This window comes from Streptomyces sp. HmicA12, from assembly GCF_000373565.1.
Classification (GTDB): Bacteria; Actinomycetota; Actinomycetes; order Streptomycetales; family Streptomycetaceae; genus Streptomyces.
In genome coordinates this window covers 208,973-233,989 of sequence record NZ_KB891849.1, presented here as the reverse complement: position 1 = coordinate 233,989, position 25,017 = coordinate 208,973, and the positions used below count along the sequence as shown (strand labels likewise).

The following is a 25,017-nucleotide window of genomic DNA, read 5'->3' as shown; positions in this document are numbered from 1 at the left end:
CATGCGGAACTCTGCATAATCATGCATGACACCCACCGGCTAGAGGAGCAGAGCACGTGAGCAGCAACACCGGCGATGTCCGCCTCTGGGGCGGCCGGTTCGCCGACGGCCCCGCCGAGGCCCTGGCGAAACTCTCCGCCTCGGTCCACTTCGACTGGCGCCTGGCCCCGTACGACATCGCGGGCTCCCGTGCCCACGCGCGCGTGCTGAACAAGGCGGGCCTGCTCACCGACGACGAGCTCACCCGCATGATCGACGGTCTCGACCGGCTCGAGGCCGACGTCGCGGACGGCTCCTTCGTCGGCACCATCGCCGACGAGGACGTGCACACCGCCCTGGAGCGCGGCCTGCTGGAGCGCCTCGGCCCGGACCTCGGTGGCAAGCTGCGCGCGGGCCGCTCGCGCAACGACCAGGTGGCGACGCTCTTCCGGATGTACCTGCGCGACCACGCCCGGATCATCGGCGGCCTGATCGCCGAGCTCCAGGAGGCCCTCGTCGGCCTCGCCGAGGCGCACCCGGACACCGCGATGCCCGGCCGCACGCACCTCCAGCACGCCCAGCCGGTGCTCTTCGCCCACCACGTCCTCGCCCACGTCCAGTCGCTGGCCCGGGACGCGGAGCGGCTGCGGCAGTGGGACGAGCGCACCGCGGTCTCGCCGTACGGCTCGGGCGCGCTCGCCGGCTCCTCGCTCGGCCTCGACCCGGAGGCGGTCGCGAAGGACCTCGGCTTCGAGCACGGCTCCGTCGGCAACTCCATCGACGGCACGGCCTCGCGCGACTTCGTCGCCGAGTTCACCTTCATCACGGCGATGATCGGCGTGAACATCTCGCGGATCGCCGAGGAGATCATCCTCTGGAACACGAAGGAGTTCTCCTTCGTCACGCTGCACGACGCCTTCTCCACCGGGTCGTCGATCATGCCGCAGAAGAAGAACCCCGACATCGCCGAGCTGGCGCGCGGCAAGTCCGGCCGCCTGATCGGCAACCTGACGGGCCTGATGGCGACGCTCAAGGCGCTGCCCCTCGCGTACAACCGCGACCTCCAGGAGGACAAGGAGCCGGTCTTCGACTCCTGCGACCAGCTGGAGATCCTGCTCCCCGCGTTCACCGGCATGATGGCCACGCTCACGGTCAACCGGGAGCGGATGGAGGAGCTCGCCCCGGCCGGCTTCTCGCTCGCCACCGACATCGCCGAGTGGCTGGTGAAGCAGGGCGTGCCGTTCCGTGTCGCGCACGAGGTCGCCGGCGAGTGCGTCAAGGTCGCCGAAGGCGAGGGCAAGGAGCTCGACGAGCTCACCGACGAGCAGTTCGCGAAGATCTCCGAGCACCTCACCCCCGAGGTCCGCACGGTGCTGAACGTGCCGGGCGCGCTGGCCTCGCGCGACGGCCGCGGGGGCACGGCGCCCAGCGCGGTCGCCGTTCAGCTCGCCGAGGTCAAGCAGGACCTGACGGTCCAGCGGACCTGGGCCGACGCGAAGAAGAAGTAGCGGCAACAGCAGAAGCAGGGGCCCGGTTCATCCATCCGTGGATGAACCGGGCCCCTGCTTCCTTACGGACCGGCGTCAGCGGCGCGCCCGCGCCCCGCCCCCGTAGCTCGACAGGTCCATCAGCAGTCCGATCAGCACGACCAGCCAGCCGATGCCGCGCACCCCGACGACGGGCGCGTACGCGAAGACGTACCCCAGCGTCGTCCAGGGCAGCAGGATCAGGCCGAACAGCGGCAGCAGCATGCCGGTGAAGGCGCGGTCCACGAGATTCGTGAACAACCAGGTGATCACGAGCGCGACCCGTGGCCCGATCGCCGCCATCGCCGCGAAGATGCAGCACCCCATGCCCGTACCTCCCGAGAGAGCCGTCGGAACGTCCCGACACCGTCCCGACAGTCGTAACACCGGGTGACAGGACGAGCCACCGGAGTCACACGGGGCGCTCTGCCGCGCAATGGATGAGACATTCGTGTCTCATCTGCTCTACTCTTGTCTCATGTCGGTCGATCGCGAACAGATGCTGCGCAGCGCCGCCGCCCTGCTCACCCGCAAGTCCACGGCCACGATGGACGAGGTCGCCAGGGCGGCCGGTATCAGCCGCGCCACCCTCCATCGTCACTTCGCGGGCCGCGACGCGCTCGTGCGGGCGCTGGAGAACCTGGGCATCCAGGAGTGCGAGGCGGCCCTCGACCGGGCCGGCCTCGACGCGGACCGGGCCGAGGACGCGCTGCGCCGCCTGATCGCGGAGATCGAACCGGCGGCGCCGCTGCTCGCCTTCCTCATCACGGAGAACCAGCTCTTCGAGGGCGAGGAGCAGCACGCCGGCTGGGAGCGGATCGACGGCCGCATGGTGGCGCTCTTCCGGCGCGGCCAGGAAGCCGGCGACTTCCGCATCGACCTGACACCGGCCTGGCTCTGCGAGGCGCTCTACGGCCTCATCGGCAGCGGCGCCTGGGCCGTACAGGACGGCCGCGTCGCGGCCAAGGACTTCTCATACATGATCGCCGAGCTGCTGCTCGGCGGCGCACGACGGAGCGTGGAACCATGACCGGCACACAACAGCGCACCCCTGCGGCGGAGGTGGTGGAGTCCCGTCCGGGACGGTGGCTCGCCCTCTGCGTCCTCGTGCTGGCCGTGCTGCTCGTCGCCGTGGACGCGACCGTCCTCGGCCTGGCGACCCCGTACATCAGCGAGGACCTCAAGCCGTCCGGTACGCAGCTGCTCTGGATCGGCGACGTCTACTCGTTCGTCATCGCGGGCCTGCTCGTCTCCATGGGCAGTCTCGGCGACCGCATCGGCCGCAAGAAGCTGCTGCTGTGGGGCGCGGTCGCGTTCGGCGCGGTCTCGGTCCTCAACGCCTACGCGTCGTCACCGGAGCTGATGATCCTGGCGCGGGCCCTGCTCGGAGTCGCGGGCGCGACCCTCATGCCCTCCACCCTCGCCCTGATCCGCAACATCTTCCACGACCCGCGCGAGCGCTCCCTCGCCGTCGGCATCTGGGGCGCCATGGCCTCGGCCGGCGCCGCGGTCGGCCCGGTCGTCGGCGGCTTCCTGCTCGAACACTTCTGGTGGGGCTCGGTCTTCCTGATCAACCTGCCGGTCATGGCGGTCCTGGTGATCGTCGGCATCAAGCTCATCCCCGAGTCGAAGAACCCGGTCCCCGGCCCCTGGGACCTGCTCAGCGTGGCGCTCTCGCTCATCGGCATGATCGGTGTCGTCTACGCGGTCAAGGAGGCGGCGGCGCACGGTGTGAGCTGGAGCGTAGCGGCGACGGCGGTACTCGGCGCGGCCGCGCTGCTCTGGTTCGTCCGCCGCCAGCTCACCCTGGGCTCGCCCCTGTTGGACATGCGCCTGTTCCGCAACCGCGGCTTCTCCGGCGCCGTCCTCGCGGACCTGCTGACCATCCTCGGCCTCGCCGGCCTGATCTTCTTCCTGTCCCAGTTCCTCCAACTGGTCCAGGGGCGCGAGCCGTTCGAGGCGGGCCTCGCCGAACTCCCGGCCGCCGTGGGCGCGGTGGGCGCCGGACTGATCGCCGGTACGGTGGCCCGCCGCTTCTCGGTCCGGGTCGTCGTGGCCGGCGGTCTGGCGGCGGTCGGCCTGGCCCTGGCCGCGCTCACCACCCTGAGCCAGTCGACGGGCTACCCGCTCCTCGGCACGGTCCTGCTGGTCGTCGGCATCGGCGCCGGCTTCTCGTTCACGGTCACGGCCGACGTGATCCTCTCCAGCGTGCCCAAGGAACAGGCGGGCGCGGCGTCGGCGGTCTCCGAGACGGCGTACGAACTCGGCGCGGCCCTCGGCATCGCCGTGCTCGGCTCCATCGTCACCGGCGTCTACGCGGGCTTCACGGCCCCGGCGGGCACCCCGGCGGACGTGGCGGCCGCGGCCCACGAATCGCTCGGCGGAGCGGTCGAGTCGGCGCACAGCCTGCCGACGGCCCAGGCCCACGAACTGCTCGCCTCGGCCCAGGGCGCGTTCGTCGACGGCCTCCAGGTGGCGGCGGGAGTCGGCGCGATCGTCCTGCTGGGCACGGCGGTCGCGGCGTGGTTCATGCTCAGGGGGCAGCGCCTCGAGAACTAGCTTCACCGCCGCCCCCGACTTGGGCAATCTGCCGCCTGGGGCGGCAGGGTGGGCAAGGCGGCACCCCGGCGCCGGGCAGGCGCCTCGACGGGCCCGCGCCGCGGCCCCGCAGACAAAAAACCTGGGCCCCCGGAAATCTCCGGGGGCCCAGGCTCAGGTCAAAACGCCTACGCGGCCTTCGCCTTGGTCGCGTACATGTCGACGTACTCCTGACCGGACAGCCGCATGACCTCGGTCATCACGGAGTCGGTCACGGCCCGCAGCACGTACCGGTCACGGTCCATCCCGTCGTAGCGGGAGAACTCCATCGGCTCGCCGAACCGCACGGTCACCCGCCCCGGACGCGGCATCCCCGCCCCGCCCGGCTGCAGCTTGTCCGTGCCGATCATGGCGAACGGCACGACGGGAGCGCCGGTCATCAGCGTCAGCCGCGCGATACCCGTACGACCGCGGTACAGGCGCCCGTCGGGAGAGCGGGTGCCCTCCGGGTAGATCCCGAAGATGTTGCCCTCCTCCAGGATGCGGCGGCCGGTCATCAGCGCGGCCACGCCGCCGTTGGCACCGTCCCGGTCGACCGGGATCATGCCGACGCCGGTGAAGAACCACGCCATGAAGCGGCCCTTGAGGGTCTTGCCGGTGACGTACTCGTCCTTGCCGATGAAGCACACCTGCCGGTCGCAGACGAGCGGCAGGATCATCGAGTCGATGAACGTCAGGTGGTTGCCCGCCAGAATGACGGGGCCGGTGCCCGGGATGTTCTCGGCGCCTTCCACACGGGTGCGGAACATCAGGCGCATGATCGGTCCGAGCACTGCCTTGATGAGCGCGAAGCGGGACAACGGGCCCTCCGATGTCAAGGATTCGGTTGGGAACGACCTCGAACGGGTCGTTGGGTCTGTGCAGGTGAGGACGATACTCGCGCCTGCGGGCCCGTCGCACATCGGGTTCACCGACTGGATACGCAGAGTTGACCTGAGTTCGCGCACGGTTGACGCGCAGGCAACGCTCAGGGGTCACCTCGACGCACCCTTCCGTTCCGCCCAGGGTCTCCCGTTGGTCACACCCGCCCACCTACGATCGGGACCGCTTTGACAGGTGCAAGGCACAACAAGGCACAACGTGGCGGGAGGAGTGCTTCATGGGGAACGAGAAGTCACAGACGGCGCAGGGGGCCCAGGAGACCGGGGGAGTGGGCCGCCGCTCCCTCCTCGGCGCCGCGGTGCTCGGCGCGGGCGCCGCGGCCCTGGCCGCACCCGGAACGGCGAGAGCAGCCGACCGCGACAGTGGCGGGAATCACCCCGGCAAGGGCTACCGGAGCCTGCCCGTGCCGACCGTCATCGCCCACCGCGGCACCAGCGGCTACCGCCCCGAGCACACGCTGGGCTCGTACCAACTCGCGCTCGACATGGGCGCCCACGTCATCGAGGCCGGTGACATCTGCCCGACCAAGGACGGTCACCTCGTATGCCGTCACGAGCCGGAAATCGGCGGCACGACGGACGTCTCCGCGCACCCGGAGTTCGCGGGACGCAAGACGACGAAGGTCATCGACGGGGTCTCCACGACCGGCTGGTTCACCGAGGACTTCACGCTCGCCGAGCTGAAGACCCTGCGCGCCAAGGAACGCATCCCGGCCACCCGCCAGCACAACACCCTCTACGACGGCCGCTGGGAGATCCCCACCTTCGAAGAGGTACTCGACTGGCGCGCCGAGCAGAGCCGCAAGCGCGGCCGCGAGGTGTGGATCCACGTCGAGACCAAGCACCCCACCTACTTCCGCAAGCTCGGTCTGGGTCTGGAGGAGCGCATCGCCAAGCTGCTGCGCGCCTACGGCCTGAACAAGAAGAACTCGCCGGCCTTCCTGCAGTCCTTCGAACCCACCAGCATCCAGCGCCTGAACAAGCTGGTCGACAACCCCCTGGTCGTCCTGCTCTCCACGGCGAACTCGCGCCCCGCCGACTTCGTCGACATCGGCGACCCGCGCACCGTCGCCGACCTGATCACGCCCAAGGGCCTGAAGGAGATCGCCGGCTACGCGCAGGGCATCGGCCCGACCCTCGACCTGATCATCCCGAAGGACGCGTCGGGCAAGCTCAAGGAGCCGACCACGCTCGTCGAGGACGCGCACGCGGCGGGCCTCATCCTGCACCCCTACACGATGCGCAACGAGAACACCTTCCTCCCGGCCGACTTCAAGAAGGGCACCGACCCGAACGCCTACGGCGACGCGTTCGGCGCCTTCAAGGCGTACTTCGCCACCGGGATCGACGGCATCTTCTCCGACAACTGCGACACCGCCCTGCTGGCCCGTGAGGACTTCGTCAACGGCTGAGCCGCGGGCGCCGGTTGGAGTGAGAGACGGCCGGCCCGGCAACCACGCGCCGGGCCGGCCCGTCCCGTCGTACATGACGTACGACACCACGGTGATCGAGACCCTGCGCCCCCTCCTCGCGGCGGAGGCGCACGCCGAGCTTCCGGCCACGACCGGCCGCGCCGACCTCGACGACCTCGAACAGGCCGTCTGGCTGCGCCTGCTGGAGCACCTCGGCACGCAGGGCCCGCCGCCCGACCCGGCGGCCTGGCTCACCGCGACCGTCCGCGCGGAGGCCCGCCGTCAACGCCGTACGAGCGTCCGTGAGCGGCCCTACTCCGGCGAACCCGCCGCCGACGCGCCGGAGTCGGACCCCGAGCTGCGCACGCTCGCCAGGGAGCAGGCGCGTGCCCTGCACTCCGCAGTACGCCGGCTGCCCGGCCGTTGCCCCCGCCTCATCGGCGCACTCCTCGCACCACAGGACCTCACGTACCGCGAGATCGCGGGCACGTTGGGTATGTCACAGGGCAGTCTTGGGCCGGAACGTTCCAGATGTCTGGGATGCCTGCGCAGAATCATGGCCTCCGAGGTTGCGCCGCATGCCCGCCGGGGAAAAGGGTGAAGGACAAACGGCGGACAGGTGAGCGGGAGGCATGCACACATGGGCATGAGCGTGACCATCTCTGCGGCGACCGAAGCGGATGCCGAGCAGATCCTCAAACTGCAGTACCTCTGCTACCAGAGCGAGGCGCAGCTCTACGGGGACTACTCGATCGAGCCGCTCACACAGTCCCTGGAATCGCTCAGGGCCGAACTGGCAGGCGGCACCGTCCTGGTGGCCCGCCTCGGTGACGAAGTGGTGGCGTCCGTCCGCGGCACGACCGACGCGGACGGCACGGCGCACATCAACAAGCTGATCGTCCACCCGCGCATGCAGCGCCACGGCCTCGGCGGCCGCCTCCTGGCCGCCATCGAGGCGCAGCTCGCCACCGCGGGCACGACCAAGCGCTTCGAGCTCTTCACGGGCCACCGCAGCGAACACAACCTGCGCCTGTACCGCAAGCACGGCTACGCCCCGGTGACGACGAAGAAGGTCGACGAGCGCCTGACGCTGGTCACGCTGGCGAAGGAGACGGAAGCGCCGAGCCTGACCGGCGTGTGAGACGGACAAAGGGAGACGGCCGGGGCGCGTGGCCCCGGCCGTCTCCCTTTCGCCGTCTCCGCGGTCTCAGCCCGCGGCCTGCTGCTGCAGCACGCCCTTGCGCAGCCAGTACATCGCGGTCACCGGCAGCAGTACGGGGATGAACAGGTAGCCCATCCCGAAGTCCGACCACACCGTCGCGTCGGGGAACGCCGACGGTTCCACCAGCGTCCACACGCCGACGATCAGCACACCCGCCAACTCCAGCGCACAGCACGCGAACGCGGCCCGCCGGGCCTTGTCCCCGCCGCGCACCAGCGAGTACGTGATGAACCCGTACACGACCCCCGCCACCGCGGACAGCGTGTACGCGAGCGGCGCCTTGCCGAAGTCGGTGGAGATCTGCACGGCCGAGCGCGACACGGCCCCGACGACCATCACGCCGTAGAGCCACACGAGCAGCAGGCCGGGCCCGCCGATCAGACGCCGACGCCCCGCCTTCTCGGCCTTCTGTGCCTTGTCGGCCTTCTCCGGCTTCTCCGAAGAGGTCACAGCCACCTCATCCTCCCCAGATGTCATAGAGCCGTACTTCGAGCACGGCCAGCACCACACCACCCGCGGCGACGGTCGCCGACCCCCACCGCGTCCGCTCCGCCAGCGACATGAACCCGGCCGCCGGCACGCACGCGAACGCCCCGATCAGATACGCGACGAAGATCGTCGTCCCCTGCGCGGGCTTCTCGCCCCGCGCCAGCTGCACGATCCCGACCACCAGCTGCACCAGCGCGAGCACCGACACCACGGCCATACCGATGAAGTGCCAGTCCTTGGTCGGCTGGTCGCGAGAGGCTGCGAAACCGCACCACGCGGCGAGCGCGAGCGCGGCGAGACCCGTCACCAGGGTCAGGACATCAAGCATGGCCGAGAGCCTATTACGGCCGAAAAGACCCGCTGCGCGCGACCCCGGCCGACCGCCCTTACGCTCGGGAACCATGAAGATCACCGCTGACGCCCTGCTGTTCGACAACGACGGAACCCTGCTCTCGTCCATGGAGTCGGTGTACCGCTGCTGGACCCGCTGGGCGCAGGAGTACGGGATCACCGCCGAGGACTTCGCCGCCGTCGAACTGCACGGGCGCCCCGCCGCCGAGATCGCCGCCGACCTGCTCCCCGCCGAACGGGTCGCCGAGGCCGTGGCCCGCATCGAGGAGCTGGAGGTCGAGGACGTCCCCAACGGCGGCACCCACGTCCTGCCCGGCACCCTCGACCTGCTCGCCTCCCTGCCCGAGGGCCGCTGGGCCGTCGTCACCTCCGCCACCCGCCGCCTGGCCGAGGCCCGCCTCGCCGCCGTCGGCATCACCCCGCCCCTGCTCATCGCCGCCGACGACATCACGCGCGGCAAGCCCGACCCGGAGCCGTTCCTGCTCGCCGCCCGGAAGCTCGGCGTGGACCCGGCGCGCTGCGTCGTCTTCGAGGACGCACCGGCCGGACTGACGGCGGGCCACGCCGGCGGCATGAAGACCGTGGCCTTGACCACAACGCACGAGGCCCACGAGCTCATCGCGGACGTCGTGGTGAAGGACCTGTCGGCCGTGTCAGCACTGGCCACGGAGGCCGGAGTGGAGATCACGGCCACGCCCTGACGCGTTCCGCGCAGCCATCCACCGCTGTCCGCTATTCGGACAGCGGTGGCGGGCCGTGTCCTCACGTCTGCTTTACTTGCCGCATGACCACGACGAGCAGCCGCACCCTTGCGACCGAGGCGACGATGACGCCCGGTGCTCGTTGTATGTGTCGAATGTGCGCCTTCTGAGGGCCCCCGCAACATCGCCTGTTCTCGCGCCCCGAAGCGAGACCCGCGCGCCCCGCACGTAGGGAGAACCACCGCTTCACCTACGTGACCGGGCCTTCCCCGCGCACAGCTTCTCCGCACTGATCCCGTACCGGTGTCACACCGCCGCGAGAACCTGCCGCGCCCCGGAACTCCCGAATGAATGCCCCGTGCCCGGCGCCACCCGTGCCGCGCACTCGACAGTGACGGACATCCACGTGATCACCACACAGGGCCTCACCAAGGTCTACCGCTCGCGCGGCCGCGAGGTCACCGCCCTGGACGGCGTCGATCTGCACGTGCGCGAAGGCGAGGTGTACGGCGTCATCGGCCAGTCCGGCGCCGGCAAGTCCTCGCTGATCCGCTGCGTGAACCTCCTGGAGCGCCCCACCTCCGGCACCGTGACGGTGGCCGGACAGGACCTCACCGCGCTCGCCGGACGCGGACCGCGCGCCGGCAAGGAACTCCGCGAGGCGCGCAGCCGCATCGGCATGGTCTTCCAGCACTTCAACCTGCTGGCCTCGCGCACCGTTCAGGACAACATCGAGCTGCCCCTCGAAATCCTCGGCAAGTCGGGGAAGGAACGTTCCGCCAAGGCGCTGGAACTCCTCGACCTCGTCGGCCTCGCCGACAAGGCCAAGTCCTACCCGGCCCAGCTCTCCGGCGGCCAGAAGCAGCGCGTCGGCATCGCCCGCGCCCTGGCCGGCGACCCGAAGGTGCTCCTGTCCGACGAGGCGACAAGCGCCCTCGACCCGGAGACCACCCGCTCGATCCTCCAGCTGCTGCGCGACCTCAATCAGCAGCTCGGCCTGACCGTCCTGCTCATCACGCACGAGATGGACGTCGTCAAGACCGTCTGTGACTCGGCCGCGCTGATGGAGCGCGGGCAGATCGTCGAGTCCGGCACCGTCAGCGAACTCCTCGCGACGCCGGGCTCCGAACTCGCCGCCGCGCTCTTCCCCGTCAGCGGCGAGGCCTCGGGCGCCGACCGCACCGTCCTCGACGTCACCTTCCACGGCGAGTCGACGACCCAGCCGGTCATCTCCCAGCTCTCCCGCACGTACAACATCGACATCTCGATCCTGGGCGCCGCGATGGACACCGTCGCCGGCAAGCAGGTCGGCCGCATGCGCATCGAACTGCCCGGCCGCTACGAGGAGAACGTCGTCCCCATCGGCTTCCTGCGCGAGCAGGGCCTCCAGGCCGAGATCGTCGAGAGCGCGGCCCTCGACGGCCGCGCGTCCGAACTGCTGAAGGAAGGTGTCTCCAAGTGACCTGGTCGGAGATGCAGCCGCTGCTGTCCCAGGCATGTTGGGACACCCTCTACATGGTCGGCTGGTCCACGCTGATCGCCGTCGTCGTCGGCCTGCCGCTCGGCATCCTGCTCGTCCTCACGGACCGCGGCGGGCTGCTGCAGAACGCCTTCGCGAACAAGGTCATCGGGCAGATCGTGAACATCGTCCGTTCGATGCCCTTCCTGATCCTGATGGTCGCCCTGATGGGCTTCACCCGCTGGATCGTCGGCACCACCATCGGCCGCGAGGCCGCCATCGTGCCGCTCGCCATCGGCGCCATCCCGTTCTTCGCGCGGCTCGTCGAGACATCCGTACGGGAGGTCGACGGCGGGCTCGTCGAGGCCGTGCAGTCGATGGGCGGCAACACCTGGACCGTGGTCCGCAAGGCCCTCGTCCCCGAGTCGCTGCCCTCGCTGATCTCGGCCACCACCACGACGATCATCGCGATCATCGGCTACTCCGCGATGGCCGGCACGGTCGGCGCCGGCGGCCTCGGCGACCTCGCCATCCGCTACGGCTACCAGCGCTTCGAGACGACCATGATGTGGATCATCGTGGCCATCCTCGCGGTCACCATCGCGATCATCCAGCTCGCCGGCGACAGCGGCGCCCGCGTCCTGCACCGCCGCGCCGGCAAGGGCGGCGAACCGCTCCGCTTCCGCGTGCTCGGCGGCTTCCTGTCCGGTGGCCCGGCCGCCACGGAGCCCGCCCCCGCCAAGACCCGCTGACCCGCAGCCCCGCTGCATCCCTGTCTCCCCGCCTCACCCGGCGGGTTGCACCACCCATGGAGAAAGGCACTTTTCGTGCGTAACACCACCAAGATCACCGCTGCTGTCCTCGCCACCGGAGCCCTCACCCTGGGCCTGACCGCCTGCGGTTCCGACAAGGCCGACACCAAGGCCAAGGCGTCCGACCCGCTGGTCGTCGCCGCGACGCCCGTCCCGCACGCCGAGGTCCTCAACTACATCAAGAAGAACCTGGCGAAGAAGGAAGGCCTCAACCTCGAGGTCAAGGAGTTCACGGACTACGTCCAGCCGAACAACGCCACCGAGGACGGCTCGGTCGACGCCAACTACTTCCAGACCGTCCCGTACCTGGAAGACTTCAACAAGAAGAACGGCACGCACCTCAAGTCGGTCGCCACCGTGCACCTGGAGCCGCTCGGCCTCTACTCCGAGAAGGCCAAGAAGGTCGCCGACATCAAGAAGGGCGGCACCATCGCCGTCCCGAACGACGCCGACAACGAGAGCCGCGCCCTGCGCTTCCTCGCCGCCAACGGGCTCATCACCCTCAAGAGCGGCTCCGAGGCCACCGCGACCCCGCAGGACATCGCGAAGAACCCGAAGGACCTGACCTTCAAGGAGGTCGAGGCGGCCCAGACCCCGCGCTCCCTCCAGGACGTCGACGCCGCCGTCATCAACGGCAACTACGCCATCGGCGCCGACCTCAGCCCCGCCAAGGACGCGCTCGTCCTGGAGTCGGCGAAGAACAACAAGTACAACAACGTTCTCGCGGTCAAGGAGGGCAACGAGAACGACCCGCGCGTGAAGAAGCTCGCCAAGCTCCTCACGTCGCCCGAGGTGAAGAAGTTCATCGAGGACAAGTACAAGGGCTCGGTGCTCCCCTCCTTCTGAGCCTCCGAGGGAACCTTCCGATGCGTACGTACACGCTTCCCGCCGCCGTGATCGCCGGGGCACTCGCCCTCGGCCTCACGGCCTGCGGGTCCGACACGGCGGACAGCACGTCCGGCGCGAGCGGCACGCTGGTGGTCGGGGCCACCCCGACCCCGGCCGGCGAAGTCCTCGCGTACATCAAGGACCACCTGGCGAAAAAGGCCGGACTCGACCTGGAGATCAAGGAGTTCACGGACTACGTCCTGCCGAACACCGCCCTCCAGGACGGCACCCTCGACGCCAACCTGTACCAGCACAAGCCCTACTTGGAGGACTTCAACCGGTCCAAGGGCACCACCCTGAGCGCGGTCACCGACGTGTACCTGCCGCCCATGGGCGTCTACTCCAAGAAGGTCGACGACGTCACGAAGCTCGCCCGGGGCGCGACCGTGGCGCTGCCGAACGACACCACCAATGAAGGCAGGGCGCTCCAACTCCTCGCCTCCAAGGGCGTCATCGAGCTCAAGAAGGACGCGGGCGCGAACGCGAGTCCCCAGGACGTCGCGAAGAACCCGAAGGGCCTGACCTTCAAGGAGCTCGAACCGGCGCAGCTGCCGCGCTCGTTGGGCGACGTCGACGCGGCGGTCATCAACAACAACTACGCGCTCGACGCGGACCTGAGCCCCCAGAAGGACGCCATCCTTCTGGAGTCCGTGAAGAACAACCCGTACAACAACGTCCTCGCCGTCAAGAAGGGCGACGAGGACGACCCGCGCGTGAAGAAGCTCGCCGAGCTGCTGACATCGCCCGAGGTGAAGAAGTTCATCGAGGAGAAGTACCAGGGCTCGGTGCTCCCCGCCTGAACACCCCGGCCGGCCGCATTCAGGGGGGCCGCTCCCGTCAACAGGGGCGGCCCCCATGTGCAGTTACGTACCTGCATGCTGCATGCTGGGCACTTCACCCGGCCGATACGAGGGACGCAGGCGGCCACGAAGGTTACGGAGCGCTGCATGACGAACACCTTCCCCGAGATCTCCATCAGCACGGAGCGCTTGGTGCTGCGCCCGCTCGACGAGGACGACGTCCCCGCCCTTTCGGAGATGATGAACGACGAGCTCATCGCCGCCTGGACGTCGGTGCCGCAGCCGTTCACGGAGGAGGGCGCGCGCCGCTGGATCACCGAGTACGCGCCCGCGGAGCGCGCGGCCGGCACCGGACTCGACCTCGCCGTCACCGAGTTCCTCACCCAGCGCCTGGTCGGCATCGTCCAGCTGACGAAGACCAACTGGCACGTCCGCGCCACCGAGCTCTCCTACATCGTCGCTCCCTGGGCACGCGGTGAGGGCTACGCCTCGGAGGCCGCGCTCGCCATGGCCCAGTGGCTCTTCCGCGACCAGGGGCTGGAGCGCATCGAGTTGCGCACCGCCGCCGACAACACCGCGTCCCAGCAGGTCGCCCAGAAGATCGGCTGCATCAGCGAGGGTGTCCTGCGCAACGCCTGCATAGCGCGTACCCGTACCGAGGACGGCACCTGGGCGGACGTCCGCACCGACTTCATCGTGTGGAGCCTGCTCCCCGAGGACATCGAGGGCGTCACCGAGCAGCTGGCCGAGGCCGGGGGCTTCACGGCCTTCTCCGACTGGAACTGACCGGCGCCCACCGACAGCGACCGACACCGACCCCACAGGCGACGGCCAGACCCGGCAGGTACGCTCTCGATGCCCCGCCCGGCCCTGCCCCCGGCGGATTCCCCCACTGAGTACGTGTTCGCGTACGCATTCGCACCTTCTGGAGACTGACGACGATGGCCGACCGGGTCACGGTGATCGGCTGGGACGGCTCGCCCCTGACCGCGGCGGCCCGCTCGGCGCTCGGCGCTGCCACCCTGGTGGCCGGTGCCGCCCACCACCTGGCGCTGCCCGAAGTGCCCCCGCGCGCCGAGCGGATCCGGCTCGGCAGCGTGTCCCTCGCCGCCCGCCGCATCGCCGGGCACCGCGGCACCGCCGTCGTCCTCGCGGACGGCGACCCCGGCTTCTTCGGCGTCGTACGGACCCTGCGCGCACCCGAGTACGGCCTGGAGGTCGAGGTCGTCCCCGCCGTCTCCTCCGTCGCCCAGGCCTTCGCCCGCGCCGGTATGCCCTGGGACGACGCCCAGGTGGTCGTCGCACACCGCCGCACCCTGCGACGTGCGGTGAATGTGTGCCGAGCCCACACCAAGGTCGCGGTCCTGACCTCACCCGGCGCGGGACCCGCCGAACTCGGCCTCCTGCTCGAAGGCGTCCACCGCACCTTCGTCATCTGCGAGGAACTCGGCACCGACCGCGAGCAGGTCACCGTCGTCACCTCCGACAAGGCCGCCGACCACACCTGGCGCGACCCGAACGTGGTCATCGTCATCGGCGGCCCGGTGACCGGCGTCCCCGAGAACGGGGGCTGGCTCGCGGGCGGCGACGCCAGGGACCCGGCTCCCGCGCCCCGCGGCTGGGCACTGCCGGCCGCCGCGTACGAGGGCCCCCTCGGCGAGGGCGAGACCGAGCAGCTGCGCGCGGCCCAACTCGCCCGCCTGGGACCGAGGACCGGCGACCTGGTGTGGGACATCGGCTGCGGCGGCGGCGCGTTCACCGCGGAGGCCGCCCGGTTCGGCGCCGCCGTCATCGCGGTCGACCGGGACCCCGACGCCTGCGCCCGCACGCTTGCGGTGACCCGCCGCTTCGGCGTCCAGGCGCAGATCGTGCACGGCACCGCGCCGCACGCCCTGGAGGACCTGCCCGAGCCCGACGTCGTCCGGGTCGGCGGCGGGGGAGCGGCGGTCGTCTCCGCGGTCGCCGACCGCAGGCCCGCGCGCATCGTCACGCACGCCGCGACACGCGACGCCGCCGAACTCATCGGCAGGAATCTGACGGAGCACGGCTACGACGTCGAGTGCGCGCTGCTGCAATCCGTCGAACTGGACACTCGTGCCTGGACGGAGAAGGAACGGACCGTGGGGTTCCTGCTCTCCGGCCGTTCGCGGGAACGCCACCCGTGACCCTGACGGCCCAGCGCGCGCGGTAGGCTGGCCGATCGTTGTACCGCACCGGGACGTCCGGCAGTTCGTCGGCCAATGTCCGGAAAACTCACCAGCTTTGGGGTGGGTGTGGTACGGCGCCGACCGGAGGACGCGCAACGTGGCGCAGTCCACAGAAGGCCATGGGCGATCTACGTACCGTGGCCGCGATCCGACCGGGACAATACCTGTTGTCCGGGGCGGTTCGTGCCGCGCGGCGCGCACGCTCGTTCATCATGACGGGCGGTTGACGCGCTGCTCCGGTCAACGGGGTCGTTCCCCGGGCCAACGGCCGGGAGCGGCCGGGAAGTTCTCATCGATGGGCGAGGGGTAGGCATGACCGACACCGGTCAGGTTCCGGGCGAGGGGCTGCCGGAGAACGCAGGCACGGTGGAGCCGCCGGGCGTTCCCGCCCCGGGGGCCTACACCTACCTCGATCCCTCCGAAGCCACCGCCGAGGACGACGAACTGCTCCTGATGCCCGGCTCCCAGGGGGCCTGGGGCCAGCCGCAGGTCGAGATGCCCGCGCAGCAGCAGTACGCGCCGGCGCCCGGCGGGCCCGTCGCTCACGAGCCGGGTCCGCACGAGATGGCGGGCCGCGACAGCGGGCACCACGACATGGGCGGCATGCACCTGCAGGGCGGCCAGGGTGCCGCCGCTGCCGCCGCGAACCAGGGCCCCGCCCGCCGTCCGCTGCACATGGGCCCGCCCATGCCGGAGACCGGCGGCAGCGGCGTGCGCTCGCTCGCCGACCGCGGTCCCGCGCAGCAGACCCCGGCGAACCCGATGCCGGTGCGCCAGTCCGGCCCGCCCACCACGGGCCCCGAGTACCTCGACATCCCGCCGCAGGGCGCCGCTCCGTGGCAGCCCGCCGAGGCGACGCGGCAGCCCGGGTACGAAATGCCGCAAGCCCCCGCAGAAACGGTCGTTCCGGAGGCGTACGCGGCTCCCCAGGAGTCGCTCGGCGCACCCCGGTTCGCGCCCGTCGCCGAGCCCGCGCCGGTCGCCGCCTATGCGGGCCAGGCCGAGCAGTCCGGCCCGTACGAGCAGTCCGGCCCGTACGAGCAGTCCGGCCCGTACGAGCAGTCCGGTCTGTACGCGCCGCACGAGAGCGCGCCGCAGCCGGCCCCCGAGCAGCAGACGCTGGGCCAGTTCGTGCCCGTCGAGGGCTCGGTGCCCACGACGCCGCACCTGGCGCCGACGCCGCCGCATGCCATGGCGGTGCCGCCGATGCCCGAGCCGGCCGCCGCCGAGCCGATGGCGGCGGAGCCGGTGCCCGCCGCGGAACCGGTCGAGCAGGCCGTGGACCTTCCGCAGGCCCCCCCGGTCGAGCAGACCCCGGAGCCGGTCGCCGAGCAGCCGCAGGCCGTCGTGGCGGAGCAGCCGCAGATCGTGGCCGAGGAGCCGCCCGTCGCCGAGCCCGTGATGGAGCAGCCGCACCAGGAGCTGCCCCCGGAGCCGCAGCCCGAGCAACCGGAGCCGCAGCCCGAGGCCCAGCCCGAGGCGCCGATCGCGCTGAGCCCCGTAACGGTCGAGCCGGTGCAGCCGGTCGAGGCCGAGGAACCCGCCCCCGTCGAGGCCCCGGTCCAGGAGGCCGAGCCCGCCGCCGAGCCGCAGCCCGCGGTGGAGGTGACGGAGCCGGCCGAGGTGGCGGCCGCCGTCCCCGCCCCGCGCGACGGCGGACCCGGCGCGACCCAGGCATCCGAGCCGCAAGCGGTCGAGGAGTCCGCGGGCACGGTCACCGAGGAGCCGGAGCTCATCGAGGTCGCACCCGAGCCCGTAGCGGAGCCGATGCCCGAGCCCGAGCCGGAGTTCGTGGCCGAGGCGGAGGCGTTCGAGACCGTCGCCGCCGCCTCCGGCTACGACGACGCCGAGCGCGAGGCCGTCCTGCGCGTCATGCGCGAGCGCCGCGACATCCGCAACGGCTTCCGCGGCGACCCCATCCCGCACGAGGTGCTGCTCCGCGTCCTGGAGGCCGCCCACACGGCCCCCTCCGTCGGCCACTCCCAGCCCTGGGACTTCGTCGTCATCCGCTCCGCCGAGACCCGGCGCACGATGCACGAACTGGCCATGCGTCAGAAGGACGCGTACGCGAAGTCCCTGCCCAAGGGCCGCGCGAAGCAGTTCAAGGAACTGAAGATCGAGGCCATCCTCGACACCCCGGTGAACATCGTCGTCACCGCCGACCCGACCCGCGGCGGCCGCCACACCCTCGGCCGGCACACCCAGCCGCAGATGGCCCCGTACTCCTCCGCGCTCGCGGTCGAGAACCTGTGGCTCGCCGCCCGCGCCGAGGGCCTCGGCGTCGGCTGGGTCTCCTTCTTCGACGAGCGCGAGATGGTCCGCACCCTCGGCCTGCCCGACCACCTCGAAGTCGTCGCGTACCTGTGCGTCGGCTACGTCGACGAGTTCCCGGACGAGCCCGAGCTGATGCAGGCCGGCTGGTCGAAGCGCCGCCCGCTGTCGTGGGTCGTCCACGAGGAGACGTACGGGCGTCGGGCGCTGCCCGGCGAGGACCCGCACGACCTGCTCGCCGAGACCGTCTCCAACATCCGCCCGCTGGACGCCAAGGCGCTCGGCGAGGCCTGGGAGCGGCAGAAGCGCATGACGAAGCCCGCGGGCGCGCTCGGCATGCTGGAGATCATCTCCGCGCAGCTGTCCGGCCTGTCCCGGATGTGCCCGCCGCCGATCCCGGAGCCCGCGGCCGTCGCGATCTTCGCGGGCGACCACGGTGTGCACGCCCAGGGCGTCACCCCCTGGCCCCAGGAGGTGACCGGCCAGATGGTCGCGAACTTCCTCGGCGGCGGCGCGGTCTGCAACGCGTTCGCGAACCAGGTCGGCGCCGAGGTCTGCGTCATCGACGTGGGCGTCGCCTCCGAACTCCCGGCCACGCCCGGCCTGCTGCCCCGCAAGGTCCGCGCGGGCACCGCCGACATGACGGCCGGTCCCGCCCTGACCCGCGAAGAGGTCAAGGCGGCCATCGAGGTCGGCATCGAGACGGCCCGCGACCTGGTCGCCGCGGGCAACAAGGCGCTCCTGACGGGCGAGATGGGCATCGCCAACACCACGGCGTCGGCCGCCCTCATCTCGGTCTACACCGAGGTCGACCCCTCCGAGGTCACCGGCCGCGGCACCGGCATCAACGACGAGACCCACGCCCGCAAGGTCGACGTGGTGCGCCGCGCCCTCGACGTCCACCGGCCCGACCCGGCGGACCCGATCGGCGTCCTCGCGGCGGTCGGCGGCCTGGAGCACGCGGCCCTGGTCGGCCTGCTTCTCGGCGGTGCCTCGCTGCGGACCCCGGTCATCCTCGACGGCGTCAGCGCCGGTGCGGCCGCCCTGGTCGCCCGCGCCATCGCCCCCGAGGTCCTGGCCGCCTGCATCGCGGGTCACCGCAGCGCCGAACCGGGCCACGTCGCGGCCCTGAACAAGCTGGGTCTGCGGCCCCTGGTCGACCTGGACCTCCGCCTCGGCGAGGGCACGGGCGCCCTCCTCGCCCTGCCGATCGTGCAGAGCGCGGCCCGGGCGATGCACGAGGTGGCGACGTTCGACTCGGCGGGCGTCACAGAGAAGTAGTCCGTGGTGTGAGGAGCGCCTGTCCGAACCGTAACAACGGGGGCAGGTGCTCCTCCGATCTGTCCACGTAGGCTGATCCCAGACCCAAACCCGCACGTCACCGGGCTCCAGCGCCGCAGCCCGTCAGTTCCGCCCGCCCGAGGAGCCGCACGACATGCCCGCCGCACAGCACCCCGCCTACCCGGTGGGACTCCGTCTCACCGGCCGCAAGACCGTCGTCATAGGCGGCGGCCAGGTCGCCCAGCGCCGCCTCCCGGCGCTGATCGCGGCGGGCGCGGACATCACCCTCGTCTCGCCCTCCGCCACCCCCTCCGTCGAGGCCATGGCGGACGCGGGCGAGCTGACCTGGGTCCGGCGCCGCTACGAGCACGGTGACCTGGCCGACGCCTGGTACGTCCTCGTCGCCACGGCCGACCGCACCGCGAACGACGAGATCTCCGCCGAGGCCGAGTCCCGCCGCGTGTGGTGCGTCCGCTCCGACGACGCCGAGGCCGCGACGGCCTGGACCCCGGCCACCGGCCGCACCGAGGGCGTCACCATCGGCGTCCTGTCCACCGAGGCCGCCGACCGCGATCCGCGCCGCACGGCCGCGATCCGTGACGCCCTCGTCGAGGCCCTGCGCGACGGCACGATCAGCACCGAACGGGCCCGCACACCCGGCGTCGCCCTGGTCGGCGGCGGCCCCGGCGACCCCGACCTGATCACGGTCCGCGGCCGCCGCCTGCTCGCCGAGGCCGACGTCGTCATCGCCGACCGGCTCGGCCCGCGCGACCTGCTCGACGAACTGCCGCCGCACGTCGAGGTGATCGACGCGGCGAAGATCCCGTACGGCCGCCAGATGGTCCAGGAGGCCATCAACCAGGCCCTGATCGACCACGCCAAGCAGGGCAAGGCCGTGGTCCGCCTCAAGGGCGGCGACCCGTACGTCTTCGGCCGCGGCATGGAGGAGGCCCAGGCGCTGGCCGCCGAGGGCATCCCGGTCACGGTCGTCCCCGGCATCTCCAGCTCGATCTCGGTCCCGGGCGCGGCCGGCATCCCGGTCACCCACCGCGGCGTCGCCCACGAGTTCACCGTGGTCAGCGGCCATGTGGCCCCCGACGACGAGCGCTCCCTCGTCGACTGGTCGGCGATGGCCCGGCTGACCGGCACCCTGGTCATCCTGATGGGCGTCGACAAGATCGGAAAGATAGCCGAGGCCCTGATCGCGCACGGCAAGTCGCCCGACACCCCCGTCGCCCTCGTCCAGGAGGGCACGACGGCCGCGCAGCGCCGCGTCGACGCGACCCTCGCCACGGTCGGCGAGAAGGCGGTGGCGGAAGGCGTGAAGCCCCCGGCCGTCATCGTCATCGGCCCCGTGGTCCACGAGAGCCCCACCCGTAACCAGCGGTAACTGAACTCTTTCCGAGCCGTTGGCACCACAACGAGAACAAGGCAGTATCGACCCGTGGCTGAACCCAAAGGTCTCATCACCATCGAGGACCCCGACGACCCGCGCCTGCGCGACTACACGGGCCTGACCGACGTGGAACTGCGCCGCAAGCGCGAGCCGGCCGAAGGCCTCTTCATCGCGGAGGGCGAGAAGGTCATCCGCCGCGCCAAGCAGGCCGGATACGAGATGCGGTCGATGCTGCTCTCCGCCAAGTGGGTCGACGTCATGCGCGACGTCATCGACGAGGTCCCGGCCCCGGTGTACGCGGTCGCCCCCGACCTGGCCGAACAGGTCACCGGCTACCACGTGCACCGCGGTGCCCTCGCCTCCATGCAGCGCAAGCCGCTGCCCACCGCCGAGGACCTGCTCACCACGGCCCGCCGCGTCGTGATCATGGAGTCGGTGAACGACCACACCAACATCGGCGCGATCTTCCGCTCAGCGGCGGCCCTCGGCATGGACGCGGTCCTGCTCTCGCCCGACTGCGCCGACCCGCTGTACCGCCGCTCGGTGAAGGTCTCCATGGGCGCCGTCTTCGCGGTCCCGTACGCGCGCCTGGAGGCCTGGCCCAAATCCCTGGAGTCGGTCCGCGAGGCGGGCTTCAACCTCCTGGCGCTCACCCCGGCCGAGCGGGCCAAGTCCCTCGACGAGGTGGCCCCGCACCGTATGGACCGCGTCGCGCTGATGCTCGGCGCGGAAGGCGACGGCCTGACGACCAAGGCGCTGATGGCCGCGGACGAATGGGTCCGCATCCCGATGGCCCACGGCGTGGACTCGCTGAACGTGGGAGCGGCGGCCGCGGTCGCCTTCTACGCGGTGGCCACCGGCCGCCCCGAACTCTGACCCGGTCAGTTCTCCGGAACGGGCGGCTTCTGCGAGGCACTTGAAGTGATCGAGTGCGGTACGCCGAAGTCGCCGAGCCCGCGCGACGGCCCCTGGCAGCCCTGCATCGCCGCGATGGCGAGCGCCACGAGCAGCGTCACGACCACGAACACGAAGAGCCGCTGGCGCAGCAGCCGAGGATTGGCGGGCCGCAGCCGCTTGCCGGCCCCTGTGCCGTTCGTACGAGGCGCGGGGCGCCCGGCACCACTGCGCGGCGCGGGCCTGCTCCCGGAGCGGGACGAGGTGCCCCGCGACTGACTCCCGGTCCTGCCGTTGCTGGGCCGCGGCGCGGGCGTGCCCGGCTGCGTACGCCGCTGGGTGCGCTGCTGCTCGTGGCGCTCGTGCTGCTCGTAGGTGTCGGCGAGCCGCCCCGTAGGCCGGTCCTGCTCGGCGACGCGCGGCGCGGGCGGCCTGGCCTCGCCGAGACCCTGCGCCTCACGGGCCGCGATCTCCTTGAGCCGCAGCGACAGTTGCAGCGTGCTGGGGCGCTCCTCCGGGTCCTTGGCCAGACAGGCCCGCAGCAGTGGCGCGAGCGCGTCCGGCACCCCGTGCAGCTGCGCCTCCTCGTGGACGACGCGGTAGAGCATGACCTCGGAGCTGCCGTGCCCGAAGGGCGAGTCGCCCATGGCGGAGTAGGCGAGCGTGGCGCCCAGTGCGAACACGTCCGTCGCCGGGGTCACGGCGGCGCCCCGCACCTGCTCGGGGGCGAGGAAGCCGGGAGAGCCGACGGCGGTCCCCACGTGCGTGAGGGTCGAGGCGCCCGTGGCCCAGGCGATGCCGAAGTCGATGATCCGCGGGCCCTTCGGGGACAGCAGAATGTTCGACGGCTTCAGATCCCGGTGGACGACGCCCGCCTCATGGACGGCGACGAGCCCCTCCGACAGCGCGGCCCCCACCGCGGCCACATCGGCCGCGGCCAACGGCCCTTCCTCGGCCACCTTGTCGTGCAGCGAGGGACCGGGCACGTACTGCGTCGCGAACCACGGCCGCTCGGCCTCGAGGTCGGCGGCGACGAGCCGGGCGGTGCAGCCGCCACGGATCCTGCGTGCGGCGGACACCTCGCGCGCGAAGCGCGACCGGAATTCCTGATCCTCCGCCAGGTCCGGCCTGATCACCTTGAGGGCGACCCGCTGCCCACGCCGGTCGGACCCGAGATAGACGACACCCATCCCGCCGGCGCCGAGCCGTCTGTGAAGCCTGAACGAGCCGACGACGCGCGGGTCCTCGCGCCTCAGGCGCATCATCGCCATGTTCATCCCCGCTGCTGCCCGGTCGTCCGTCTGACGAGCCACAGCTTACGTTTCCACGCCCGGCTGTGCGTTCAGGCCGCGCCCTCACGGCAGATTCGATTGTCAGTGCCGGGTGGGAAACTTGAAAGGTGGTCAGGGAGCGTGGGAACTGGGCGGATTTGGGCTGCCACGACTTCCAACCAACCGTCGCAGAAGGGGGATTGAGCCCATGAAGGGTGATCGCGTCGAGATAGTCGTGGACGCCGGGGACACGACACGTACGTACGAAGTGGTGGCCAGCCGTGCCGGTCGGAGAGTGGAGACAGCGGTCCGCAGGGGAGTCGTGGAAGTGAGCGAAGTCACCCGCTCCGGTTCCGTGGTGCGCACGGCGCGCTTCATGGCGACCCGGGTCCTGGCCCTGGTCGAGCAGCCGGTCCCGCGGGAGGAGGCGGCCGAGCGGGAGGCGAGGACGAGCCGCCCCCTCGGGGAAGACCCCGAGACCTCGTAGCTCTCCGGGTTCCCGTCTCCACCCAGGGGAGTACATGAGCCCGGACGGCTCATCCTCCGGGAGGCCCGGCAATCGGTACGAGGGCATGACGCCCCCGACGAGCGGCGCCCATAGATTTGAGGTCAAGCGGCGGGTGCAGCACTCGTCCCCCGAGGTCAGGTACCCGCCGCTCCACAACTCAAGATCCATACGAGAGTGATCCACAAGATTTCGACCGGGAGAGGACCATGGCGGACACGGCATCGCGGACGACAGCGTTCCGCACACGGATCGGCAGGGGCGGCCTGTTCGGCGGTCCCGCGACCGGCCGCCGTCACCCCTTGGTGGCCACGGCCATGGTTCTCCCCCTCGCCGCCCTGCTCGTCGTCGTCTTCGGCGGCTGGGACGCGATGGTCACACAGGCGTCGTCCGTGGGCGTGATGCTGGGGCGCTGAGCGGCGCCTCCAGGCCCGGAAGAGCGGTCCGGGCGGGGACATCCGGCCATGAAACCCCGTGGGGACGGGGGTGCGGCGGACGGCACAAATACTGCGCGCAGCTGGGGAGCTGCGCGCAGTATTGCTTTTCCCCGGCTTTCCCCGGCAGGGCGGGCCGGGGCCGTAGGCTTCGGCGCGACACGCACCACACCCGGGGGACCCCGTGACGACGCCCACGCCCATCCTTCCCGAGCTCCGCGCCAGGGCCACCAGAGCGGCCCACCCCACGGAGATCTCCTGTGTCTGCGGTGCGTCCACGCTCGCCGACCGCCCCGACGGGGCCGTCGTCCGGCACGGCGACACCGTCGCGAAGGCCCACGCCCCCGGCACGGACCCGGCCGGCCTCGACCTGCGCCTCGCCGTGGCCGCCCACCCCGACCTGGCCGACGTCCTCCTGCGGCCGCTGCGCCCCACGGCGTCGCCCCTGCACGACCGCCTGGTCACGTTCTGGCCGTACGGCACCCCGGTCGACCCGGACCGTCCCGAACACGCCCCCTGGGAGGCGGTCGGCACCCTCCTGGCCCGCCTGCACAGCACGCCCACGCACCGGCTGCCGCCCGCCCTGCCGCCGATGAGGGGCCCGCTCAAGGCGGCCCGCGCGCTGTCCCGACTCCGCGCCGCGGCCCCCACCCACCGCGCCGCGGCCCCGATCCTCGCGGCCTGGCGCACCCTCCCGCCCTGGGCCCGCGCCGAAGTCCCGTACGACCACGCCCGCGCCCTCTGTCACGGTGACCTCCACCTCGGCCAGCTGGTCCGCCACCCGGACGACCCGGCGGCCTGGCGCCTCATCGACGTCGACGACCTCGGAGTCGGCGATCCCGCCTGGGACTTGGCCCGCCCGGCCGCCTGGTTCGCCTGCGGTCTGCTGCCCACCGAGGAGTGGACCCGATTCCTGGCGGCCTACCAACGCACCGGTGGCGCAAAGGAACTGGGCCTCGACGACCCGTGGCCCGCCCTGGACGTGCCGGCCCGCGCCCTCACCGTCCAGACGGCCGCGCTGGCCGTGACGAAGGCGGTCGAGGCGGGACGCGTGCTCGACGAGGTCGAGGAGGCGGTGGTCGACGCGTGCGCCCGAATGACATCCGTCCCGCCGCAGTTGGGGCCCGATTGCGCCAAGTAGGGTGCGGGGGACGGAAGCCGGGAAGTGTTCCGGCGAAGCAGCACCGAACGGCGAGGAGTTGAACCGAGCATGCAGTGCCCCAAGTGTCACGCACCGATGCAGACCTACAACCGCAATGGCGTCCAGATCGAGCAGTGCAGCGGATGCCGAGGGATATTCCTGGACTACGGCGAGCTGGAGTCGCTGACCCGCCTCGAGTCCCAGTGGCAGCAGCAGGTCCCGCCGGTTCCGCCCGCCCCACAGGCCTACCCCGCGGCCCCGGCCCCGGCATGGGGAGCCCCGCACCACGGCGGGCACCACGGACACCACGGTCACCACCAGAGGGGCTTCGGCCGGATGCTCTTCTCCTCCTGAGCCGTCCGGGAGCCCTCCCGAGGCTTCCCGAGCACGAAGAAGCCCCCGGTCACGAGGACCGGGGGCTTCTTGCTGGTGCGCGATACTGGGATTGAACCAGTGACCTCTTCCGTGTCAGGGAAGCGCTCTCCCGCTGAGCTAATCG

General features: G+C 71.4%; 25 protein-coding genes. 20 read left to right on the top strand and 5 right to left on the bottom strand.

What is annotated here, in order from left to right; all coding sequences use genetic code 11:
- The first annotated feature begins 56 nt into the window (after positions 1-56).
- Positions 57-1,487, top strand: a complete 1,431-nt coding sequence (gene argH / locus B072_RS0136535; RefSeq protein WP_018534941.1) for an argininosuccinate lyase — start codon at positions 57-59, stop codon at positions 1,485-1,487.
- Positions 1,488-1,562: 75 nt separating this feature from the next.
- Here the strand turns inward: argH and B072_RS44900 are convergent, their stop codons facing one another.
- On the bottom strand, positions 1,563-1,832 hold the full coding sequence (locus B072_RS44900) for a hypothetical protein (RefSeq protein WP_018534940.1): 270 nt from the start codon (positions 1,830-1,832) through the stop codon (positions 1,563-1,565).
- Positions 1,833-1,983: 151 nt separating this feature from the next.
- Here B072_RS44900 and B072_RS0136525 point away from each other — a divergent pair, with 151 nt between their 5' ends.
- Together B072_RS0136525 and B072_RS0136520 are read left to right on the top strand one after the other, a co-directional pair.
- The gene (locus B072_RS0136525) at positions 1,984-2,535 is read left to right on the top strand and encodes a TetR/AcrR family transcriptional regulator (RefSeq protein WP_018534939.1); all 552 of its coding nucleotides are present in this window, start codon (positions 1,984-1,986) and stop codon (positions 2,533-2,535) included.
- Positions 2,532-4,064 (top strand): MFS transporter, encoded by a 1,533-nt coding sequence (locus tag B072_RS0136520; RefSeq protein ID WP_018534938.1) that lies wholly within the window; start codon positions 2,532-2,534, stop codon positions 4,062-4,064. Before B072_RS0136525 ends, B072_RS0136520 begins: the two co-directional genes overlap by 4 nt.
- Before the next feature lie 167 nt (positions 4,065-4,231).
- Here B072_RS0136520 and B072_RS0136515 read toward each other — a convergent pair whose 3' ends face one another.
- The gene (locus tag B072_RS0136515; protein ID WP_078506700.1) at positions 4,232-5,005 is read right to left on the bottom strand and encodes a lysophospholipid acyltransferase family protein; all 774 of its coding nucleotides are present in this window, start codon (positions 5,003-5,005) and stop codon (positions 4,232-4,234) included.
- Between the two features lie 197 nt (positions 5,006-5,202).
- Between B072_RS0136515 and B072_RS0136510 the strand changes: the two genes are divergently transcribed.
- From B072_RS0136510 to B072_RS0136500, 3 genes are all read left to right on the top strand, one after another.
- Positions 5,203-6,396, top strand: a complete 1,194-nt coding sequence (locus tag B072_RS0136510) for a glycerophosphodiester phosphodiesterase (RefSeq protein ID WP_018534936.1) — start codon at positions 5,203-5,205, stop codon at positions 6,394-6,396.
- Positions 6,397-6,469: 73 nt separating this feature from the next.
- Positions 6,470-6,997: an RNA polymerase sigma factor gene (locus B072_RS0136505; RefSeq protein ID WP_043245437.1), complete on the top strand. Its 528-nt coding sequence runs from the start codon at positions 6,470-6,472 to the stop codon at positions 6,995-6,997.
- A 39-nt stretch (positions 6,998-7,036) separates the two neighbouring features.
- Positions 7,037-7,537, top strand: a complete 501-nt coding sequence (locus B072_RS0136500; RefSeq protein ID WP_018534934.1) for a GNAT family N-acetyltransferase — start codon at positions 7,037-7,039, stop codon at positions 7,535-7,537.
- 66 nt (positions 7,538-7,603) lie between these two features.
- Here the strand turns inward: B072_RS0136500 and B072_RS0136495 are convergent, their stop codons facing one another.
- Together B072_RS0136495 and B072_RS0136490 are read right to left on the bottom strand one after the other, a co-directional pair.
- A complete protein-coding gene (locus B072_RS0136495) occupies positions 7,604-8,095 on the bottom strand; it encodes a hypothetical protein (protein ID WP_026246662.1) in 492 nt (163 codons plus the stop codon).
- Entirely contained in the window at positions 8,076-8,435 is a 360-nt protein-coding gene (locus B072_RS0136490) for a hypothetical protein (protein ID WP_026246661.1), read from the bottom strand. The genes B072_RS0136495 and B072_RS0136490 overlap by 20 nt, the downstream gene beginning before the upstream one ends.
- 73 nt (positions 8,436-8,508) lie before the next feature.
- Between B072_RS0136490 and B072_RS0136485 the strand changes: the two genes are divergently transcribed.
- The 10 genes from B072_RS0136485 (at position 8,509) to B072_RS0136440 (ending at position 21,149) form a co-directional block, all read left to right on the top strand.
- Entirely contained in the window at positions 8,509-9,159 is a 651-nt protein-coding gene (locus tag B072_RS0136485; protein WP_018534931.1) for an HAD family hydrolase, read from the top strand.
- A 406-nt stretch (positions 9,160-9,565) separates the two neighbouring features.
- Positions 9,566-10,621 carry a methionine ABC transporter ATP-binding protein gene (locus tag B072_RS0136480; protein ID WP_026246660.1) on the top strand — a complete coding sequence of 352 codons (1,056 nt, stop codon included), beginning with the start codon at positions 9,566-9,568 and terminating at the stop codon, positions 10,619-10,621.
- Complete coding sequence (locus tag B072_RS0136475; RefSeq protein ID WP_018534929.1) at positions 10,618-11,370, top strand: methionine ABC transporter permease; 753 nt, start codon at positions 10,618-10,620, stop codon at positions 11,368-11,370. The genes B072_RS0136480 and B072_RS0136475 overlap by 4 nt, the downstream gene beginning before the upstream one ends.
- 75 nt (positions 11,371-11,445) lie before the next feature.
- Positions 11,446-12,276, top strand: a complete 831-nt coding sequence (locus tag B072_RS0136470) for a MetQ/NlpA family ABC transporter substrate-binding protein (RefSeq protein WP_018534928.1) — start codon at positions 11,446-11,448, stop codon at positions 12,274-12,276.
- A 20-nt stretch (positions 12,277-12,296) separates the two neighbouring features.
- A complete protein-coding gene (locus B072_RS0136465) occupies positions 12,297-13,118 on the top strand; it encodes a MetQ/NlpA family ABC transporter substrate-binding protein (RefSeq protein WP_018534927.1) in 822 nt (273 codons plus the stop codon).
- A gap of 147 nt (positions 13,119-13,265) precedes the next feature.
- Complete coding sequence (locus B072_RS0136460; protein WP_018534926.1) at positions 13,266-13,904, top strand: GNAT family N-acetyltransferase; 639 nt, start codon at positions 13,266-13,268, stop codon at positions 13,902-13,904.
- Between the two features lie 155 nt (positions 13,905-14,059).
- Positions 14,060-15,283 (top strand): precorrin-6y C5,15-methyltransferase (decarboxylating) subunit CbiE, encoded by a 1,224-nt coding sequence (cbiE, locus tag B072_RS0136455; protein WP_018534925.1) that lies wholly within the window; start codon positions 14,060-14,062, stop codon positions 15,281-15,283.
- Positions 15,284-15,637: 354 nt separating this feature from the next.
- A complete protein-coding gene (cobT, locus tag B072_RS0136450) occupies positions 15,638-18,877 on the top strand; it encodes a nicotinate-nucleotide--dimethylbenzimidazole phosphoribosyltransferase (protein ID WP_018534924.1) in 3,240 nt (1,079 codons plus the stop codon).
- Between the two features lie 154 nt (positions 18,878-19,031).
- Entirely contained in the window at positions 19,032-20,267 is a 1,236-nt protein-coding gene (gene cobA / locus B072_RS0136445; protein WP_018534923.1) for a uroporphyrinogen-III C-methyltransferase, read from the top strand.
- Positions 20,268-20,321: 54 nt separating this feature from the next.
- Entirely contained in the window at positions 20,322-21,149 is an 828-nt protein-coding gene (locus tag B072_RS0136440) for a TrmH family RNA methyltransferase (protein ID WP_018534922.1), read from the top strand.
- Positions 21,150-21,154: 5 nt separating this feature from the next.
- Here B072_RS0136440 and B072_RS44895 read toward each other — a convergent pair whose 3' ends face one another.
- Positions 21,155-22,444 (bottom strand): serine/threonine-protein kinase, encoded by a 1,290-nt coding sequence (locus B072_RS44895; RefSeq protein WP_018534921.1) that lies wholly within the window; start codon positions 22,442-22,444, stop codon positions 21,155-21,157.
- 202 nt (positions 22,445-22,646) lie between these two features.
- Between B072_RS44895 and B072_RS0136430 the strand changes: the two genes are divergently transcribed.
- From B072_RS0136430 to B072_RS0136415, 4 genes are all read left to right on the top strand, one after another.
- On the top strand, positions 22,647-22,925 hold the full coding sequence (locus tag B072_RS0136430; RefSeq protein ID WP_018534920.1) for a hypothetical protein: 279 nt from the start codon (positions 22,647-22,649) through the stop codon (positions 22,923-22,925).
- 227 nt (positions 22,926-23,152) lie between these two features.
- Positions 23,153-23,359, top strand: a complete 207-nt coding sequence (locus tag B072_RS0136425) for a hypothetical protein (protein WP_018534919.1) — start codon at positions 23,153-23,155, stop codon at positions 23,357-23,359.
- A gap of 202 nt (positions 23,360-23,561) precedes the next feature.
- On the top strand, positions 23,562-24,518 hold the full coding sequence (locus tag B072_RS0136420; protein WP_018534918.1) for a phosphotransferase family protein: 957 nt from the start codon (positions 23,562-23,564) through the stop codon (positions 24,516-24,518).
- A 69-nt stretch (positions 24,519-24,587) separates the two neighbouring features.
- Positions 24,588-24,872 (top strand): zf-TFIIB domain-containing protein, encoded by a 285-nt coding sequence (locus B072_RS0136415; RefSeq protein ID WP_018534917.1) that lies wholly within the window; start codon positions 24,588-24,590, stop codon positions 24,870-24,872.
- The last annotated feature ends 145 nt before the right edge of the window (positions 24,873-25,017 follow it).